At 45.7% G+C, this 18,200-nt stretch carries 20 protein-coding genes and 1 tRNA gene; 12 read left to right on the forward strand and 9 right to left on the reverse strand.

What is annotated here, in order from left to right:
• Nucleotides 1-12 precede the first annotated feature (12 nt).
• Nucleotides 13-1,398, forward strand: coding sequence for a sensor histidine kinase (locus HZF10_RS02470; RefSeq protein WP_176004595.1), 1,386 nt, complete (start codon nt 13-15; stop codon nt 1,396-1,398).
• Nucleotides 1,395-2,087, forward strand: a complete 693-nt coding sequence (locus HZF10_RS02475; protein ID WP_176004596.1) for a LytR/AlgR family response regulator transcription factor — start codon at nt 1,395-1,397, stop codon at nt 2,085-2,087. The genes HZF10_RS02470 and HZF10_RS02475 overlap by 4 nt, the downstream gene beginning before the upstream one ends.
• 52 nt (nt 2,088-2,139) lie before the next feature.
• Here HZF10_RS02475 and fahA read toward each other — a convergent pair whose 3' ends face one another.
• A complete protein-coding gene (gene fahA, locus HZF10_RS02480) occupies nt 2,140-3,423 on the reverse strand; it encodes a fumarylacetoacetase (RefSeq protein ID WP_176004597.1) in 1,284 nt (427 codons plus the stop codon).
• 133 nt (nt 3,424-3,556) lie between these two features.
• On the opposite strand from fahA, the gene glyA reads away from it, so the two are divergent.
• The 4 genes from glyA (at nt 3,557) to HZF10_RS02500 (ending at nt 7,022) form a co-directional block, all read left to right on the forward strand.
• A complete protein-coding gene (glyA, locus tag HZF10_RS02485) occupies nt 3,557-4,831 on the forward strand; it encodes a serine hydroxymethyltransferase (RefSeq protein ID WP_176004598.1) in 1,275 nt (424 codons plus the stop codon).
• An 81-nt stretch (nt 4,832-4,912) separates the two neighbouring features.
• Nucleotides 4,913-5,500 (forward strand): MiaE family protein, encoded by a 588-nt coding sequence (locus tag HZF10_RS02490; RefSeq protein ID WP_317171586.1) that lies wholly within the window; start codon nt 4,913-4,915, stop codon nt 5,498-5,500.
• Between the two features lie 12 nt (nt 5,501-5,512).
• A complete protein-coding gene (locus HZF10_RS02495; RefSeq protein ID WP_176004600.1) occupies nt 5,513-6,475 on the forward strand; it encodes a D-2-hydroxyacid dehydrogenase family protein in 963 nt (320 codons plus the stop codon).
• A gap of 55 nt (nt 6,476-6,530) precedes the next feature.
• Nucleotides 6,531-7,022, forward strand: a complete 492-nt coding sequence (locus HZF10_RS02500; RefSeq protein ID WP_176004601.1) for a GNAT family N-acetyltransferase — start codon at nt 6,531-6,533, stop codon at nt 7,020-7,022.
• Here HZF10_RS02500 and HZF10_RS02505 read toward each other — a convergent pair whose 3' ends face one another.
• The gene (locus HZF10_RS02505; protein WP_176004602.1) at nt 7,023-7,298 is read right to left on the reverse strand and encodes a hypothetical protein; all 276 of its coding nucleotides are present in this window, start codon (nt 7,296-7,298) and stop codon (nt 7,023-7,025) included. It lies immediately after the preceding gene.
• Nucleotides 7,299-7,478: 180 nt separating this feature from the next.
• Between HZF10_RS02505 and HZF10_RS02510 the strand changes: the two genes are divergently transcribed.
• Nucleotides 7,479-7,901 (forward strand): hypothetical protein, encoded by a 423-nt coding sequence (locus tag HZF10_RS02510; RefSeq protein ID WP_176004603.1) that lies wholly within the window; start codon nt 7,479-7,481, stop codon nt 7,899-7,901.
• A gap of 307 nt (nt 7,902-8,208) precedes the next feature.
• On the opposite strand, the gene HZF10_RS02515 is transcribed toward HZF10_RS02510, so the two are convergent.
• A tRNA-Arg gene (locus HZF10_RS02515) sits at nt 8,209-8,282 on the reverse strand.
• A gap of 81 nt (nt 8,283-8,363) precedes the next feature.
• Nucleotides 8,364-8,513: an SsrA-binding protein gene (locus HZF10_RS02520; RefSeq protein ID WP_176004604.1), complete on the reverse strand. Its 150-nt coding sequence runs from the start codon at nt 8,511-8,513 to the stop codon at nt 8,364-8,366.
• Nucleotides 8,514-8,582: 69 nt separating this feature from the next.
• Here HZF10_RS02520 and HZF10_RS02525 point away from each other — a divergent pair, with 69 nt between their 5' ends.
• Nucleotides 8,583-9,149 carry a pentapeptide repeat-containing protein gene (locus HZF10_RS02525; protein WP_176004605.1) on the forward strand — a complete coding sequence of 189 codons (567 nt, stop codon included), beginning with the start codon at nt 8,583-8,585 and terminating at the stop codon, nt 9,147-9,149.
• Nucleotides 9,150-9,264: 115 nt separating this feature from the next.
• Here the strand turns inward: HZF10_RS02525 and HZF10_RS02530 are convergent, their stop codons facing one another.
• From HZF10_RS02530 to HZF10_RS02540, 3 genes are all read right to left on the reverse strand, one after another.
• Complete coding sequence (locus tag HZF10_RS02530) at nt 9,265-11,130, reverse strand: M56 family metallopeptidase (protein WP_176004606.1); 1,866 nt, start codon at nt 11,128-11,130, stop codon at nt 9,265-9,267.
• The gene (locus HZF10_RS02535) at nt 11,130-11,492 is read right to left on the reverse strand and encodes a BlaI/MecI/CopY family transcriptional regulator (protein ID WP_176004607.1); all 363 of its coding nucleotides are present in this window, start codon (nt 11,490-11,492) and stop codon (nt 11,130-11,132) included. The genes HZF10_RS02530 and HZF10_RS02535 overlap by 1 nt, the downstream gene beginning before the upstream one ends.
• A gap of 420 nt (nt 11,493-11,912) precedes the next feature.
• Nucleotides 11,913-13,127: an MDR family MFS transporter gene (locus HZF10_RS02540; RefSeq protein ID WP_176004608.1), complete on the reverse strand. Its 1,215-nt coding sequence runs from the start codon at nt 13,125-13,127 to the stop codon at nt 11,913-11,915.
• Nucleotides 13,128-13,272: 145 nt separating this feature from the next.
• Between HZF10_RS02540 and HZF10_RS02545 the strand changes: the two genes are divergently transcribed.
• The 4 genes from HZF10_RS02545 to HZF10_RS02560 all read left to right on the forward strand — a co-directional run bounded on the left by HZF10_RS02545 (nt 13,273) and on the right by HZF10_RS02560 (nt 16,160).
• Nucleotides 13,273-13,872 carry a DUF1684 domain-containing protein gene (locus HZF10_RS02545; RefSeq protein WP_176004609.1) on the forward strand — a complete coding sequence of 200 codons (600 nt, stop codon included), beginning with the start codon at nt 13,273-13,275 and terminating at the stop codon, nt 13,870-13,872.
• A complete protein-coding gene (locus HZF10_RS02550) occupies nt 13,872-14,528 on the forward strand; it encodes a TatD family hydrolase (protein ID WP_176004610.1) in 657 nt (218 codons plus the stop codon). Before HZF10_RS02545 ends, HZF10_RS02550 begins: the two co-directional genes overlap by 1 nt.
• A 77-nt stretch (nt 14,529-14,605) precedes the next feature.
• Complete coding sequence (locus HZF10_RS02555) at nt 14,606-15,328, forward strand: tRNA threonylcarbamoyladenosine dehydratase (protein ID WP_176004611.1); 723 nt, start codon at nt 14,606-14,608, stop codon at nt 15,326-15,328.
• A 166-nt stretch (nt 15,329-15,494) separates the two neighbouring features.
• Nucleotides 15,495-16,160 carry an HAD family hydrolase gene (locus tag HZF10_RS02560; RefSeq protein WP_176004612.1) on the forward strand — a complete coding sequence of 222 codons (666 nt, stop codon included), beginning with the start codon at nt 15,495-15,497 and terminating at the stop codon, nt 16,158-16,160.
• 112 nt (nt 16,161-16,272) lie between these two features.
• Here the strand turns inward: HZF10_RS02560 and HZF10_RS02565 are convergent, their stop codons facing one another.
• Complete coding sequence (locus HZF10_RS02565; RefSeq protein WP_176004613.1) at nt 16,273-17,559, reverse strand: cryptochrome/photolyase family protein; 1,287 nt, start codon at nt 17,557-17,559, stop codon at nt 16,273-16,275.
• A 55-nt stretch (nt 17,560-17,614) separates the two neighbouring features.
• A complete protein-coding gene (locus HZF10_RS02570; RefSeq protein WP_176004614.1) occupies nt 17,615-18,076 on the reverse strand; it encodes an SRPBCC family protein in 462 nt (153 codons plus the stop codon).
• Between the last annotated feature and the right edge of the window lie 124 nt (nt 18,077-18,200).

The following is an 18,200-nucleotide window of genomic DNA, read 5'->3' on the forward strand; positions in this document are numbered from 1 at the left end:
AATTCCGACGTTATGAAATCTCTTCGTTTGTTCCTTTCGCTTTGGCTGATACCTTTGGCAATCTCAGCATTGATCATGTTTTTGGAAGGCGGTTTTTCAGATCATCTCAATTGGCCGGCCATGCTCATGGTGGCTTGTATCCTTGGTATTCCTGCAGTTGGCGTGGCATTCGTATTGCCCGTTTTTGAAAGTAAGATAGGAAAGCGATTTGCTTCCGTAGCGCTTACGGCTTTCGCCATGGGATTGGTGTCGATGCTTTCGACGGGGATTTTCTTTTATGCCACAGGAAACGACGACAAGCCCGAACTTCCTGTTTTCCAAGGCATTTTCTGTATTTGTTTTTTCCTGACCGAAGTTTTTCTCACACGTATCAGGTTTACAAAATCCCAAGCATCATTGTTTACATTCGTGTTGACACCAAAATTTGCATTGAGGTTGTTGTTTTGGGTCGCTTTACCCGAATCGGTTTTTTGTTCAGTATTGCTGTTGTACGAATTCCCGACAGATCCTACCATAAGCGGTTATATGCTTTTCATACTTTGGATTGTAACCTATTCAATTTTGACGAATGCCGTGGCTTTATTCGCGATCTGGATCGGTTCACGAATTGACTTTTTGGCAAAGCGAACGCTTCTCGTAATCCTATTGGCAACCGCTTTGACGCTTTTGACGGGATTGGTGATGGTACAACCTTGGCAGTCCCAAATAACGATAGGAATTTTGATGACGTTGTTGTTCCCGTCTTTGTTTTCTGCGTCGGCACTGTTGTTCCTAGTGCGTCAAAAAGCCGAATCGGAAGCAAAAGATTACAAATTGCGTTCATTGGGTAAATCGTTGGTGAACAAACAATCGGAATACGACCAATTGAAGCGTCACGTGAATCCGCATTTCTTTTTCAACAACCTGAACATGCTGATTTCATTGATCGAATCCGATCCGAAAAAAGCTTCTGAATTCGGGCAACGGCTATCAAATGTCTATCGCAAATTCTTTTCGGAAAACGACGAAGATTTCATCGCACTTTGGAAAGAACTCGATTTCATATCGGAGTATATAGAAATTTACCGAGCTAAATTCGGCGATTCGTTTTCGATTGAGATCAAACCCGAAAATCCTGTGAACTATCATATTTTGACCGACGCGCTTCAGGAAATCGTCGACAACATTTTCAAGCACAACATTTTTGAAGATGAAAATCCGATTGCGATAGAGATTTTCCGCGACGACATGAATCTCGTCATCCGAAATTCAAGAGTGCCCAAAATCGCCGTGGATTCTGAAAAAACCGGTCTCGAAAATATCCGCAAACGCTACGAATTGCTTACGGACGAGCGCATCTCCGTTTCACAAACCGACCGGATCTTTGTCGTGAATTTGCCTATATTGTCTTTCGAATGATCAAAACGGCCGTCATAGCGGAAGACGAAATCCCAAGCGCGCAAAGGCTCGAAAGGCTTCTCAAGCAAAGAGGTTTTACCGTGTTGCAGGTTTGTGCGTCGGTGAAAAAACTCAAATCGTTCCTTGCGGAAAACGAGCATCCCGATTGGCTTTTCCTCGACATAGAACTTCGGGACGACAATGTGTTCGAGGCTTTGAAGAAAATGCTGGTCGCATCGCGAATCGTTTTCACGACGGCTTATCCCGACCGCGCCCTCGACGCGTTTCGCCACGGCGGCATCGACTATCTTTTGAAACCGATTGACGAGACCAAGCTCGATGCCGCAATCGGAAAAGTTGAGCGTTTCGGCAATCTTCTCAAACCCGAGACGATACCATCAGAAGAGAAATCGATTGTGGTCGCTGCAGGCAAAATCCTAAAGAAAATCAAACTTTCGGATGTCGCTTTTTTCTTTAGTGAAGAGAACGTGACGTTTTTGAAATCCAGCGAAAGGAATTATCCGATAGGGAAATCGCTCGACAAACTCGAACGTGAACACGATTCCTTTTTCAGGATCAGCCGCAAATACCTGGTGAACATCAATTTCATAGATAAAGTCATCGGAAGTGATATTTTACTTAAATCGGGCGAAAAATTATCCATGAGCCGACAGCGCAAAAAAGACTTCCTGACTTGGTTCGCCCAATAAAAAACCCGCTCAAACGGCGGGCTTTCATTTACTATTTCTATAAATCTTAGAATCAATTCCTCGCAAAAGGCGGCAGCAATTTACTGCTCACTTCTCCAAATCCGATCCTCACTTCGGCATTCTTGCAATAGCCGCGCATGATTACGGTGTCGTTGTCGTTTATGAATTTGCGTTCGCTGCCGTCATTCATTTTGATCGGGTTTTTTCCGCCCCAAGTGAGTTCGAGCATCGACCCGAAACTGTCTTCGGTCGGACCTGATATCGTTCCCGACCCCATCAAATCACCCGAGTTCACGCGGCATCCGTTCGAAGTATGGTGCGCCAATTGCTGGCTCATGCTCCAATACATGTATTTGAAATTCGATTTGGAAACGATGGTTTCTTCGGCTTTTTCAGGTTTTATGGAAACCTCGAGGCAAATGTCGAACGCGTGCTTCCCTTTCTGTTGCAGATACGGCAGCGGCATCGGATTTTGTTTCGGGCCTTTGGTACGGAACGGTTCGAGAGCGTCCATCGTAACGATCCAAGGCGAAATAGACGTCGCGAAATTCTTGGCGAGGAACGGCCCAAGCGGCACGTATTCCCATTTTTGGATGTCGCGCGCGCTCCAGTCGTTCAAAAGCACCATTCCGAAAATGTGTTCTTCGGCTTCGTGAACCGGGATGTTTTCGCCCATGATGTTCGCATCGGTCGTGATAAAACCGGTTTCCAATTCGAAATCGACAAGGCGCGAAGGCCCGAAAACAGGCGTAGTTTCACCGTTCGGAAGCGTTTGTCCCATCGGCCTGTGGACCGGAATCCCAGACGGCACGATCGTAGAGCTTCTGCCGTGATATCCGACAGGGATGTGAAGCCAGTTCGGCAACAACGCATTTTCGGGATCGCGGAACATTTTTCCGACGTTGGTCGCGTGTTCACGGCTCGAATAAAAATCGGTATAATCGCCTATGAGCACGGGAAGTTGCATTTCTACGTCCGATACGTTGAAAATCACGACTTCGCGGTGTTCTTTATTGTCGCGCAACTTCGGATTTTCGGCGTCGAAAATATCGGCGATACGGTTGCGCACCTGACGCCAGGTCTTGTGCCCGTCCGAAATGAAGTCGTTGAGCGTGTCCTGCATGAACATGTCGTCTGTGAGTTCAATCCCTTCGAAATAATCGAGTTGCTGAAGCGCACCGAGGTCGATGGCGTAATCGCCTATTCTCGTGCCGATCGTAACGACGTGTTCTTTGGTTAGGAAAACCCCGAAAGGGATGTTCTGTATCGGAAAATCGCTTTCGGAAGGAACGTCCAACCAAGATTTACGATGCGGGTCATTAGCGGTTATGGCCATGTTTTATTGTTGAGTTTGGTTGCAAAACTAGTGCAAAAAGGTTGTTAAAATTGGGCAATCAAATTTAGAATTAACATTCATTTTACCAAACGTAATTCGTATTTTTGCGCTCACTTTAACGAAACTTTATAACATGCGCAACGACCAGGAAATTTTCGATTTGATACTTGACGAACAAGACAGGCAAATTCACGGATTGGAGCTTATCGCTTCCGAGAATTTCGTGAGTGACCAAGTAATGGAAGCCGCCGGATCTTGTCTTACGAATAAATACGCCGAAGGTTATCCGGGTAAGCGTTATTACGGCGGATGCGAAGTGGTCGACATCATCGAGCAGATCGCGATCGACCGTGCAAAAGCGCTTTTCGGTGCAACTTATGCCAATGTGCAGCCACACTCGGGTTCTCAGGCCAATACGGCTGTTTTCGCGGCTTGTTTGAAACCGGGAGATAAAATACTAGGATTCGATCTTTCGCATGGCGGACACCTTACGCATGGTTCGCCCGTGAATTTTTCGGGTAAACTTTATCACACGTCGTTTTACGGTGTAGAAAAAGAAACCGGACGTTTCGATTACGACAAAATACAGCAAATAGCCACAAAAGAACAGCCGAAACTCATCATCGCGGGCGCATCTGCGTATTCACGCGATATGGATTTCAAGCGTTTCCGCGAAATCGCAGACAGTGTCGGAGCTTTGCTTTTGGCCGATATTTCGCATCCGGCGGGGCTTATCGCAAAAGGTTTGATGAACGACCCGATCCCACATTGCCATATCGTGACGACGACCACGCACAAAACGTTGCGCGGACCTCGAGGCGGGATGATCCTGATGGGCAAGGATTTTGAAAACCCGTGGGGATTGACAGGTCCGAAAGGTGAAATCAGGATGATGTCGACATTGCTCGATTTGTCTGTTTTCCCGGGTAACCAAGGCGGTCCTTTGATGCACATCATCGCCGCTAAAGCGGTTGCTTTCGGAGAAGCGTTGACCGACGAATTCTTCCATTACGCGATGCAGGTCCAGAAAAACGCGAAAGCGATGGCCGAGGCTTTCGTGAAACGCGGATACGACATCATATCAGGCGGAACCGACAACCATATGATGCTGATTGACCTCCGCAACAAAGGCATCACCGGAAAAGAAGCCGAAAATGCGCTTGTAAAAGCCGAAATCACCGTAAACAAGAACATGGTGCCTTTCGACGACAAATCGCCGTTCGTGACTTCGGGCATCCGCATCGGGACACCTGCGATCACGACAAGAGGTTTGGGCGAGGCCGATATGGAAACCGTCGTAGAGCTTATCGACCGTGTGCTTTCGAACATCGGAAATGAAGAGATCATCGCCGAAGTAGGAGAGGAAGTAAACGCTTTGATGAGCGAGCGCGCGATTTTTGTTTTTTAACTTTTAGCCACGAATGACACGAATTTCAATAGTCAATTTGTGAAATTCGTGCCATTCGTGGCCTAATATTCCACTATGTCCATCCTCCGTCTTCAACTTCCGACCGATCCGCGCTGGGTCGAACTCGTCGAATCGAACATAGAAGAGATTTTGACCGATCACGCGTGGTGCGAACAAAAAGCCGCGACGAATGCGATCACGATCATCACTATCAATTCCGATTACGAAGATTTGGTGACCGATATGCTCAAGATCGCACAGGAAGAAATCGCGCATTTCGAAATGGTGCACGACATCATTAAAAAGCGCGGCTACAAATTAGGTCGTGAGCGCAAGGACGATTATGTGGGCGAACTCGCCAAATACATGAAAGCCAACACCAACGGCAGCCGCGAAAACGGATTCGTGGAACGTATGATGTTCTCGGCCATGATCGAAGCCCGCAGTTGCGAACGTTTCAAAGTGCTTTCCGAAAACATAAAAGACGAAGAACTTTCAAGATTCTATCGTGACCTTATGGAAAGCGAAGCCGGACATTACACGACTTTCATCACTTACGCACGCAAATACGGTGGCGATATAGACGTTGAAAAGCGCTGGAAGGAATGGCTCGCGCACGAAGCGACGATCATTGCGAGATACGGTAAAAAAGAAACGATCCACGGATAAACCGATATGGCTATGAACGTTTTCATTCTCGATGACTACCAACAAGCCGTAACTCGTCTCGATTGTTTTAAGCTTCTCGACGGTTTCGACGTCACTGTTCTTACCGAAACCGAAAAAGATCCCGAAAAACTTTCTCAAAAGATTCAGCAAGCCGAGGTTTTGGTGCTTATCCGCGAGCGCACCGAAATCACCGAAGCGTTGTTGTCGCGTCTGTCGAATCTCAAACTCATCAGCCAGACCGGAAAAATTTCGAATCATCTCGATCTAAATGCCTGTACGAAACACAAAGTAGCCGTAGCCGAAGGGATCGGCTCACCAATTGCGCCTGCAGAGCTCACGTGGATTTTGATCATGAACGCGCTCAGGAAAATCCCTCAAGCTATCGAAGCCATGAAAAAAGGCGAGTGGCAAACCAATATAGGAACGATGGTATATGGTAAAAAGATCGGGATTTGGGGTTACGGAAAAATCGGCAAAAGGATTGCCGGTTATGCCAAGGCTTTCGGTGCTGAAGTCGTGATTTGGGGAAGCGAATCCTCACGCCGGAATGCGATTGCGGACGGTTTTGCAGCCGCACAATCCAAACAGGAATTCTTTTCAGGTTGCGATGTCGTAAGCCTTCATTTGAGGTTGAACCCTGAAACTTCCGGGATAGTCAAATCTTCCGATCTCGAGTTGATGAAGACAACCGCAGCTCTGATCAATACTGCGCGTGCCGAACTTATCGAACCCGGTGCGCTTTTACACGGTTTAAAGAACGGACGTCCCGGTTTTGCAGGAATCGATGTGTATGAAAGCGAACCGCTTTACGATATCGAAAACCCGCTTTTGAAGATGCCAAACGTCGTATGTACGCCTCATTTGGGATATGTCGAGCAAAACGGGTATGAACTGTATTTTTCGAAAGCGTTCGAAAATGTGGTGGCGTTTGCCGATGGAAACCCTGTGAATATTGCAAATCCCGAGGTTATTTGACGAAATCCAAATTCCATCCCGAACAAATTCCAATCTTTTTAATGACAAGTCAACAATGACCATAAAACCTGCTTTTTCCGACGAATTCAATATCATCCAATCGATTGCAGCACGCACTTGGCCGATTACGTATGGCGAAATCCTATCGCCCGAACAGTTGGCGTATATGCTCGAAATGATGTATTCCGTAGAGGCGCTCGACCGAAACGACAAAGATGGCGTGCGTTTCATTTTGGCCGAAGAAAAAGGCGAATATTACGGTTTCGGAGGTTTTGAACATCATTATAAAGGCGAAAACCGTACGCATATCCACAAAATTTACGTGTTGCCCGAGGCTCAAGGCAAGAATGTGGGCAAGCTGTTGATGCATGAGATGGAACGGCAGGCGATTGAATCCGGTTCCAGAAGCGTCACTTTAAACGTGAACCGACACAACAAAGCGCAGCATTTCTACTCGAAATTGGGTTATGAGATTGCGGAAACAGTCGATATTTCGATCGGGAACGGTTATCTCATGGAAGATTACGTGATGCGCAAACGGTTGTAATCAAGGCTTCGGATTCTCGTCTGCAGGAAGTTCTTTAGACGGAATCGTAGCTGCCGGGTTTGGCTTTTTATCGAGTGCGGGCTGGTCTTGTTTGGGAATCGTCATGCCCGAACCTTTTTCGTTTGGATCGACTTTGCCGGCTTTGGTCATTTTCGTTTTCTTTTTCGATTTGATCGTTTTCTCTTTTTTTACCTCCGATTTTTTATTGACGGGTTTGGTCTGGGCCGACACACCGAAAGCAAAGAAAAATGCGATTATGAAAAGAATCCGTTTCATGAATTGAAGGTAGCGGTTTTGTAGGAAACGCGATGGCTTTTTCGGATTAATTTAACGTGAGTGCTTATTTTCAGCGACTTCGGTGGATATCCTGCAACTCTTAAAGCGAAAAATGTAAGTGTCGCCAACCCAAAATATCGTCAATTTGTAAGAAACAGGCAGAGCCGAATTTCATTTGCTATGATGACAAATTCCTCAACCTTAACGGTAAAATTCAATGCGTTGATCGAGACGCCTCCGGCCAATAATCGTGAGCATTTCCGCGAGTGCGTGATCACGACGCTGCTGTCTGTGCTCAAGACCCAGAATGTAAGTGTAGAATACATCGGCTACAAACCTGATCCTGTGGGCGTACATCACATCAATTCAACGAAAATTGAGTATGAGGACGTGGTTTTTGCGAGTTTGGCGGTGAACAATAAATCGTTGCTTATATCAGAGTCAGACAACCGCAAAGACGAAATTCTAAAAGCATTTGTGGAAACGTTCGAAAACAAGACGCATCGTCACTTGGAAATCGAATCGGTTAAAGAAGATTTCAAAAGCCATGACATAGAGATTGAGATGAGCAGCGATTGGAAGCTGTATTTGAAGCAGGGTTGATAGTGAGTAGTGAGGACTTGTTTAATCTGCGGCGGGAGTTGTGGATTTTTTTTTTGGATGTTGATTAAGCGTAAGAAAGAATTTTTAGATAGATGCTTCGAGATGGAGTAGGAGATTTTGGATATTTTATCGATAGGATTGCTTCGCGATCCTGATTGAGCTCCGTTTTGAGAAAGGAAAATCCTTGCGGCTTTTGCAAAGCCGCGATTTTTTGTTTTGAAAAAAATACCTTGAAAGCTGAAAAAGCTTTCGGCATTTTTTCCAAAACAAAAAATCCGCTCAACTGAGCGGATTTTCCTTTTATTCGTGACCTCGATAGGATTCAAACCTATAACCTTCAGAGCCGTAATCTGATGCTCTATTCAGTTGAGCTACGAGGCCGGCTTGCATTGGCGTTGTACGCTGTTTGCGGGTGCAAATATAGGACTGAATTCCGTATTTGCAAGACATTTTTCGCAAAAATTATTTATTTTCTTCTAAGGCTCTGGTTGTCACATAATAGCGCCAGGCGATAATTGCCTTCTGGAGTTTGCTGGCTTTGGCCAAATCGAGTTTTTGGCGCGTAAGGCTCGGCAGCAGCCATTTGTTGAGCTTGGCAAGCAATCGGAACATGAGAAATGTATTTATGGATTCTGACCATAATTTACGAAAATTACAGACATTTGCGACACAATCGACGTTATGATCCGCTACACCGCCAATCGCACTTTCAAAGAAGCCTTCAAAGCCGAAGACATCATGTATACCGATTTCGAGAACTGCATTTTCGACGGATGCGATTTTACGGCCTGTAATTTCACGGGCGTAGTTTTTATTGATTGCGTGTTCCGGGATTGCAATTTCGCTTCGGCCAAAATCCATTACGTCGCTTTAAGAGGTGCGGCGTTTATCGCTTGCGATTTTACCGATGTCAATTTCGCTATGGTCGACCCGTTGCTGTTCGACATCAGTTTTACCGATTGCGTACTCGATTACGCCAAATTTTACACGTTGAAACTGCCACGTACGGTTTTTACGAATTGTAGTATCGTCGCTTCCGATTTTATGGCTTCCGACCTTACCGATGCCATTTTCGACCGTTGTAACCTCCATAAAACGGTTTTTATCGACACGATCGCGAACAAAACCGATTTCACGACGAGTTTCAATTTTACGATCGATCCCGAAAAGAACAAGCTTAAAAAGGCGATGTTCTCCAAAGATGGACTGATCGGATTACTCGCCAAACACGAAATTATTGTGAAATAGTTAGCCACGAATGACACAAATTTCACTAATCTGCATCCATTAGTGTTTTTCGTGTAATTCGTGGCCATAAAAAAAGCCCCGATGCAAATCGGGACTCATTTCCAAAAAGTAATTCTTATTTCTTCGCTTTGGCGCGTTGTTCTTTTTTCATATCGGCGCGCATCTTCTCGATTTCGGCTTTGGCTTTTTTGATTTCGGCTCTTGCGGCTTCGATTTCTTTGCGAGCTTCTTCCATTTCTACTTCAGAATCGTCTTCTTCGTGGGCGCGTCTCATTTCGATTTGTGAACGTCGCATGTCGGCTGCCGAACGTTTCATTGCAATCCTTGAACGTTTCATGTCGGCTCTGGATCGCTCCATCGCGATTTTGGCTTCTTCCATCGCCTTGTCGGTAAGTTCAGAAATCTCATCGCTGGTCATGTCGAACACTTTTTCGCCGTTCACGATAACGGTGCTTCCGTGCGGTCCGTTTTTGATCGTACGGATTTCGATAGGATCCAATTCGTCAAGACCGTTTTCGGTATCGATATCGGCTTCGGCCACGACCTTGCCGTTCACGATGACTTTCTGTTTGCCTTTTTTGAATGATTTCACGACAACTTTGTGTTCACCTGAACTATCTTCTTCGAATTCGAAAGGTTCGCCGACTACGACGACATCGGTATCCACATCTACATCAGGTTCATTGAAAGCGAACGAGAAATTGTGGTTTCGGTCGTCGTTACCGTTTCGGCTGATGCGGAAATTTTTGGCCAATCTCACGTGATCCGACGAATTCCCGAATCCGATCGTGTTGTCGTTCTTGAAGAAACGGATCGGTTCGATAGGCTTGTCGCCACTGATCATGGTCGTTCCTTTCTTGCCGTTCTGGTCTTTGAACTCGGCCTTGATGCACACGATTTCGCCGGCCGAGTTGCGTTTTACTTTCGAGAATTTGAGTTTGATGCCATGGTTTTTCTTCAAATCCTCGGCGTGTTGCTTGAGCTCGGCGTCGCTGGTGTTCTTGTCTACCACGACTTCGACGCCTTCTTGCGCGCCTTTGATGAAAAAGACATCGGAGTGTTTTTCCTGTGCGACCACTTTCACCTGGAAATACAGCATAAATGCGGCCAAAGCGGGAACGATGAGTAGGTACTTGCAGGAATTCCACTTGCTCGATTGGTTTTTGTTAAGCATAACGATACGTTTTTTGATTAATGATTGAAAAAAATGATTAGTGATTGAAACGCAACTTTCGTGCGTGGTTATCTTAAGCAGTGTGAACTGATAGGCTTTGATGTCAGGTATTTTTTTGGCAGCCTCGCTGTCGGCGATGAATTCGAGGTTCTGTACGATTGCTTTCTTGTAAAACCACACGACCGGATTCCACCAAAACGCGATGCAGATGATGCGTGAAATCAACACGTCCAGCGTGTGTCGTTGTATGCTGTGCACTTTTTCGTGCTCCAGAATATTGATCAGCTCATCATGGCTGAACATGGACGAATTGTACACGATATAACTGAAGTACGAGAAAGGCGCCACGTTTTCGGGTACGTCTACGAACTTATAACCCGAACGTCTCTGGACGGTTTTTCCTTTGAGCAATCTGCGCAAAGCGAAGAAATCGCGCATGAACTGGACCGTAAGTGCTAATGCAACCAATCCGTAGATGACGATGGCTACCAACATCCAATCGACTTCGAACGAAGGCTCGGGCGTCGCGGCCATCGCAAATCCCGCAGCGTCCATTTCAGAAAGTCCTGAATCCGATACTTGTGCAAGCTCCAAAGGAACCACTGGCGTAATCGGGGCTGCGGCTTCTACCCAAACCACTCTCTTAAAAGTAACCAAAGGCAGTAATAACGAAGTAACTAACCCAAGCAACAAATACCAACGGTTACTTTTAAAAAAGGTCTCGCGTTTAAGAAGCAGGTGATACGCGCCCAGGAACAGCGCCATCAATGCCGCCGATTTTACCAGATACAAGGCCAGGGTTTCCATCAGTTGTCGCGTTTTTCGATGGTGTTCAGAATCTCACGAAGCTCGTCGGCCGAAATTTTTTCCTCTTTCGCAAAAAACGAAACCATGTTCTTGTACGAAGAGTTGAAGTAGTTGTCTATCGCGACCTTCATAAAACCTTTGCGATAGTCTTCTTTCTTGACCACCGGGAAATATTGGTGCGTATTCCCGTATGCCTTATGCGAAACATACCCTTTTTCCTCGAGGTTGCGGATGATCGTAGACAAGGTGTTGTAATGCGGTTGTTCGTCTGTGATCTCGGCCATCACATCCTTTACGAACGCTTTTTCAAGTTTCCATAAGATGTGCATAATTTCTTCTTCTTTGTTGGTCAGCTTTTGCATGCTATGTATTTTTTATTCTTTATCGTTATTTTTTTATTGGGGACGTTGCGGATCGGGCAGGGAATATCTTCTCCCGAACCTCAATCCAAACGTACAACTATATTTTTAGTTTACAAACTAATTTTTTAGTTATTTAACGAATTTTTGGGAGTGTTGGTTTGGAGGCGGTTAGGTGGTTGGTGGTGATTGGTGATTGGTGAAAGGTGAAAAGTGAAATGTGAAATGTGAAATGTTGTATCAGAACACAGAGATAATATGTGACGTTGCGTATCTTGAGAATCGTGATGTTCTTAACTTCTTAAAATTGTAAAAAGTAGCGGAGCCGCCAAACCCTCGAGTGCCTTAATTTCCTTAACTGTCTTAATGGTTTAAAAAAACAGAAGCACAACGAAGCTGTAAAAATCATGTTTTATAACGGCATCACCGAACTTCTTCGGCGGTGAGCTTCATTACATAAGCCGTAAGTCCGCAAGCGAATAATCCGAAAGCGGCCATGAATCCCCAATTGGCCATATAACCGAAATTCGACACGATTCCCATGCCGATTTTCGAATTGAGCATGTGTGCCAAACTGAACATCATCGTATACAAACCCATATAAGCACCCGCTTTTTTCTTGGGCGCGCGGTTCTGTACGAAACCGTTCGAAAAAGGGAACGCAAAGATTTCCCCAAAAGACAAAAAGACGATGTTGATGAGCAATACGCCCGCCCATCCGTCAAAAAGCAACACGACGAAACCGAGCACCATGCAAAGCGCACCCAGGAAAACGGGACGCAATTTGTCGATGTTCTTTCGTTCGCAAAAGCCTACGATCGGCATCTCGAACAAAAAGACGAGCAAGCCATTAAATGTAAGCAGCAATCCCGTCTGGAATTCGGTCAAACCGTATTTTTCGTAATGATAGAGCGGGAGTGTGGTCAAAATCTGGAAAAAGACCATCGACACGGCAAAACTGATGAACAGGAAAATTAAAAACACCTTGTCCTTCCAAATCGAAGTATCAGGTTCATTTTCGTCTTGATGATGCGCCACCGCCGTCTTTTTCTTTTCCTTGACAAGCAACGCGAAAGCGAGGATGGAAACGATACAGGTCGTACCATCGGCCCAGAACAAGCCGCGATAGCCGATTCCCATGATGATCAATCCGCCCATAGCCGGACCGGCCGCAAATCCTAAATTGACCGCCAATCGTACCAAAGTAAACGCGCGCACTCTGTTTTCGGGTTTGGCATATGTACCGATCGAAACGAACATGGCCGGCCGGAACATATCGGCGATCAACATGATCCCGAACATCGCAAAACAAAGCGACTCGAAACTCCGCGCGTATTGGATCGCGAAAAACAAACATCCGCTCGTAAACAGGCTGCCGACCATTATTTTATAGAACCCGAATTTGTCTGCCAACCTTCCGCCGAGCCACGAACCCAAAGCCGAGCCTAGCCCGAAGAAAACCATAACGGTCCCGATTTGCTCGTAACTGAATTTAAGGTCTTCGCGCATATATTTGGTCAGGAACGGCAAGACCATCGTTCCGGCGCGATTCACGAAAGTAATGATCGCCAATATCCATATCTCGCGTGAAAAGCCTCGGAAATTGTTTATGTAACGGGAAAAAGCGGTCTGGAGCATTGGGAATGTTTGCCCCGTAAAGTTACGCAAAGGAAGGCAGTTAAAGGCCACGATTTTCACGAATGACACAAATAAAATAGCCGCATTGGCATCGGAAAATGGACAAAAAACTTTGGCAATTCCTATTTTTGCAAAAAAGGAAACTATGAGACTTCTGTCGTTCTTCTTGTTATTCGTGTCGTGGTTCGGAATCGCCCAGGACAAATTCGATACGGCCGCTTCGTCGGCTTACCAAAAACAGCTCGACAAAGAATACGCCGATCCAAAAGAATCGCCTTTGATGGAACAAGATTTCAAAACGTTCAAAGGTTTGGATTTTTATCCGATCGACGCCAAATATATCGTACAGGCGAAACTCGTAAAATCCCAAAGCGAAAAACCGTTCGAGATGAAAACCACGGGAACGCGTCGCCCGATGTACGTCAAATACGGTGAAGCCCGTTTCATCCTCGACGGAAAATCTTGCAAACTCAACATTTACCGCAACATCGAACTGTCCAAAAAAGAAGGCTACCACGACTATCTTTTCCTGCCGTTTTCAGATTTGACAAGCGGAAAGGAAACCTATATCGGAGGCCGTTATATCGAATTACGCGAAACCAAGGGCGAAACCGTTACGATAGATTTCAACCGTGCGTTCAATCCGTATTGCGCTTACAACCACAACTATTCGTGTCCGATCGTGCCGCTCGAGAACGATTTGGCTGTAGAAATCAAGGCTGGCGTCAAGAAATTCCACGATTGATGAAACTGCTCAACCTGCACACGCATTCCCAAACGGGCAATCCCGATATTTTTGAACTCGTGAACCAATATCCGGACGAGTTTGACGATTCGGTTGCATATTTCTCGATCGGTATCCATCCTTGGCGCATCGACGAAAACCGCCTGCAATCGGATCTGCAGGTTCTGGAATCCAAGCTTGCGGATAAAAGGTGTCTCGCAATCGGCGAATGCGGTCTCGACAAAAGGATCGAAACCCCGATCGGATTGCAGCTAGAGGTTTTTGAAGTGCAATTGCTTTTGGCTGAAAAATACAAAAAGCCGGTCGTCATCCATTGCGTGGCGGCTTATCAGGAAGTGATCGAGACCAAAAAGCGCATGAACATTGAGGTTCCGATGATCATTCACGGGTTTTCAAAAAACGAACAGGTCGCCAGATCGCTTGTAGACAACGGATTTTATTTGTCGTTCGGAAAATGGCTGTTGCGGAATCCGGAATTGGAATCCGCTTTCAATTCGGTTCCCGACGATCGATTCTTCCTGGAAACGGACACGGCCGAAGAAAGCATCGAACAGGTTTACGGACTTGCGGCGAAGTACAGGAATGTAGATTTGGAAGCATTCAAACTCAATGTATCCGAAAATTTTAAAACCGTTTTTAATTTTGCATTGGAATAACCACGAATCATTAGTGAAATTCGTGTGATTCGTGGCCAAAATCCAAACTCAAAAAAAACTAATAAACGCAAAAGTTAATGGCTAAATGGCAAGAAAGAGCCGAACTGCTCTTCAAACCCGAAGGATTGCAAAAACTTAAAAACGCCAACGTACTCGTCGTCGGGCTTGGCGGAGTAGGCTCGTTCGCGGCCGAGTTCATCGCCAGGGCAGGCGTCGGGAAAATGACGATCGTAGACGGAGATACGGTCGACATCACGAACATCAACAGGCAATTGCCGGCATTGCACTCAACCGTCGGAATGCACAAGGTTGACGTCGTCGGCGACAGGCTGATGGATATAAATCCGGAACTCGAACTCACGCGCCTCAACGAATTTTTGTCGCCCGAACGCGCTTATTCGCTGGTAACGAAGGAATTCGACTATGTTGTGGATTGCATCGACAGCGTGACGCCCAAACTCAACCTGATCATTTCGGCCAAACGCCAGAAAATCAAAGTTATTTCGAGCATGGGCGCGGGCGGGAAACTCGAAGCGTCTAAAGTGAAGGTCGCCGACATCAGCAAAACCGAGAACTGCATGCTCGCCAAAGCCATCAAAAAACGCCTCAAACGCGAAGCCAAAATCGACCGCGGCATCAAAGTCGTGTTTTCGAACGAAATCCAGGACGTGGAAAGCCTGAAAGTCACCGACGGGAAAAATTTCAAGAAGTCGTTTTACGGCACAAGCAGTTATATGCCGGGATTGTTCGGGTTGTATTGCGCCGAGGCCGTAATCCGTGGGATTTTGAAGAAACCATAACTTCAACATTCGTTGTTCGGTATTCGTTGTTCGACATTCAAAAAATTTAGAAAATTTTTTAAAGTGCCGAAGAATTTGAGCAACAGATAGAAGTGTTGAACTGAAACGAACAAAGGATGGAATATCGAATATTGAATAACGAACAACGAATAACGAACAGTAAGTAATGATAAAAACCGTCATTTTCGACATGGATGGCGTGATCGTAGACACAGAACCCGTGCACCATTATGCGTATCACGAGCATTTCAAGCAGCTCAATATCGAGGTAACACCCGAGCTGTATTGGAGTTTTACGGGGAATTCCACGAAAAACGTGTACGAGAAACTCAAGCAGATTTTTGGCATCGATACCGATATTTACGACCTGATCCAGGTAAAGCGCGCACTTTTCAACGATGCGTTCGACACCAAGCAAGATTTGTATTTGCTCGAAGGAGTCGAGGATTTGATCAAGAATTTGAATGTGAACGGGATGCAGTTGATTTTGGCGTCGTCTGCGGCAAAGGTTACGATCGACCGCGTGTTCAGGCGCTTTGGATTGTATCAGTATTTTTCACATATCGTGAGCGGTGAAGATTTCCCGAAGTCGAAACCCGATCCCGCGATTTTTGTCGAGGCGTGGCGTTTGTCGGGCCATGAAAAATCGGAATGTATCGTCATTGAAGACAGCACCAATGGCGTGAAAGCGGCTAAAGGCGCGGGACTTTTCTGCATCGGATATGTGAGCGAAAACTCGAAAAGCCAGGATTTGGCCGAAGCCGATTTGGTTGTGGAGCATTTCGATCAGTTGGATTTCGACCGGATCAAGCTTTTGTGTTTCGGTCAGTAACGCTGAAAACACAGATTTACGTTGATTTTCGCAGATTGCTTGCGTCATAGGAAATCAGGAAAATCAGCGTTTTATCGGCGTCATCAGCATTACAAACAAATTATAGCAGAAATCACCGATTCAAACCTTCCTTGTAAACTTTAAGACAACGTTCACGCGCTTCTTTATGGTCGACGATCGGTTCGGGGTATTCGAAAGAGTCGTATTCGGGAATCCACTTTCGCACATATTTCAAATCCTTGTCAAACTTTTTGAGCTGTTCTTCAGGATTGAAAATCCGGAAATAAGGCGCCGCGTCCACACCGCTTCCGGCTGCCCATTGCCAGTTGCCGACGTTGCTCGACTGTTCGAAGTCAAATAGTTTTTGGGCGAAATACGCTTCGCCCCAACGCCAGTCCAACAGCAAATGTTTGCACAGGAAACTGGAAACGACCATACGCACGCGGTTGTGCATGAAACCGGTCTGGTTGAGTTCGCGCATTCCCGCGTCGACCATCGGATAACCCGTTTTCCCTTCACGCCATTTCTCGAATTCCTTTTCGGCGTAACGCCATTTGATACGGTCGTATTCGGGTTTGAACGCTTTGGTTGCCGTGTGCGGGAAGTGCCACAGGATCTGCATGAAGAATTCGCGCCAAATCAGTTCTTTGAGGAAAGTGTGGTTGTTTTCCGCAGCTTTCGCCACGACTTTACGGATACTCAAAGCACCGAACCTCAGGTAAGGACTAACTCGCGAAGTGCCGTCGATAGCCGGAAAATTGCGGTTGTTTTCGTACTCTTTGATGATTTTTGGCGTCAAGCGGTAATCAAAAATATCGAGTTTGGATGTTTCGAATCCGATGTATTCGAGCGATAGGAATTTATAGTGGTGATTGGCGATTTTCGATAGATGTTTCTCGGACGGAAAATTCGGCAAACTACACTTTTTAAATGCCTCAAGCCAGCGTTTCGAATAAGGGGTGAACACCACATATGGCTCGCCATTGTCTTTTACGATTTCCGATTTCTCGAAAATCACCTGATCCTTGAACGTCGCAAAACCGATGTCGTGTTTTTTGAAAAGCTTTGCGATCGCCTCGTCCCGCTTGGTTGCATACGGTTCGTAATAGTGGTTCGCAAATACGTTCTCGATTTTATGTTCTGCGATGAGTTTGGCGAAAATATCTTCGGGACTGCCATGAAAAACCGCAAGTTTGCGATCGTGTTTTTTGAGTTCCGAATCCATTTGTTGCAAGAGTTGATGGATGAAAGTGATGCGATGGTCGTCTTTCGGAAGTTCTTCGAGAATGTTCGAATCGAAAATAAAAACCGGAAGCACTTGCTGGTTTGTGCTCAACGCGTGGAAAAATCCGCAGTTGTCGTGTAGTCGCAGGTCGCGTCGGAACCAGAAGATGTTCATTTTTAGACTTTAAGATTATATGACTTCAAGACTTAGTATTTATTGTGAATCTTTTTCAAATTTCTCCGAAGAGTTCGATCAGTTTTTTGTGTCGGAATTCAAAGATTTCCTCAAGTTTCGGACGCACGAGGATAGGATGGGCGAGGTGTCCGAGAAATCCCATCGGGAGTTTGTAATGTACGACATCGATCATTTCGCATCCGAAGTCGGTTTCTTTCAAAAAATGTTTGTGATGCCAGAACGCATAAGGCCCGAAGCGTTGTTCGTCTACAAAATATTTTCCTTTTTCAACATGCGTGATTTCGGTGACCCAATGCAGTCTGATGCCAAACAGAGGTGTTATCGTATAATCGATGATTTGCCCCGCGAACATCGGGGAATCGTCACCCGACAAAGTGTTGAATCCCATATTCGGAGGCGTGATCACGGTAAGATTTTTGGGTGTCGCTATAAAATCCCAAAGTTTTTCGGAAGTTGTCGGAAATTTTTGAATGGCTTTGAGTTCGTATAGTTTCATATCTTAAAGATAAAAATTGTTTAAGCAAAAAGCCTTATTTCTTAGACAAAATTCGACTTGAATTAGGGAAAAATTAACAATTGACGCATAGGTAATTCGTAATTTTGAAGGATATCAAAACCAG

This window comes from Flavobacterium agri (genome assembly GCF_013401995.1).
In the GTDB taxonomy this organism is placed as follows: Bacteria; Bacteroidota; Bacteroidia; order Flavobacteriales; family Flavobacteriaceae; genus Flavobacterium; species Flavobacterium agri.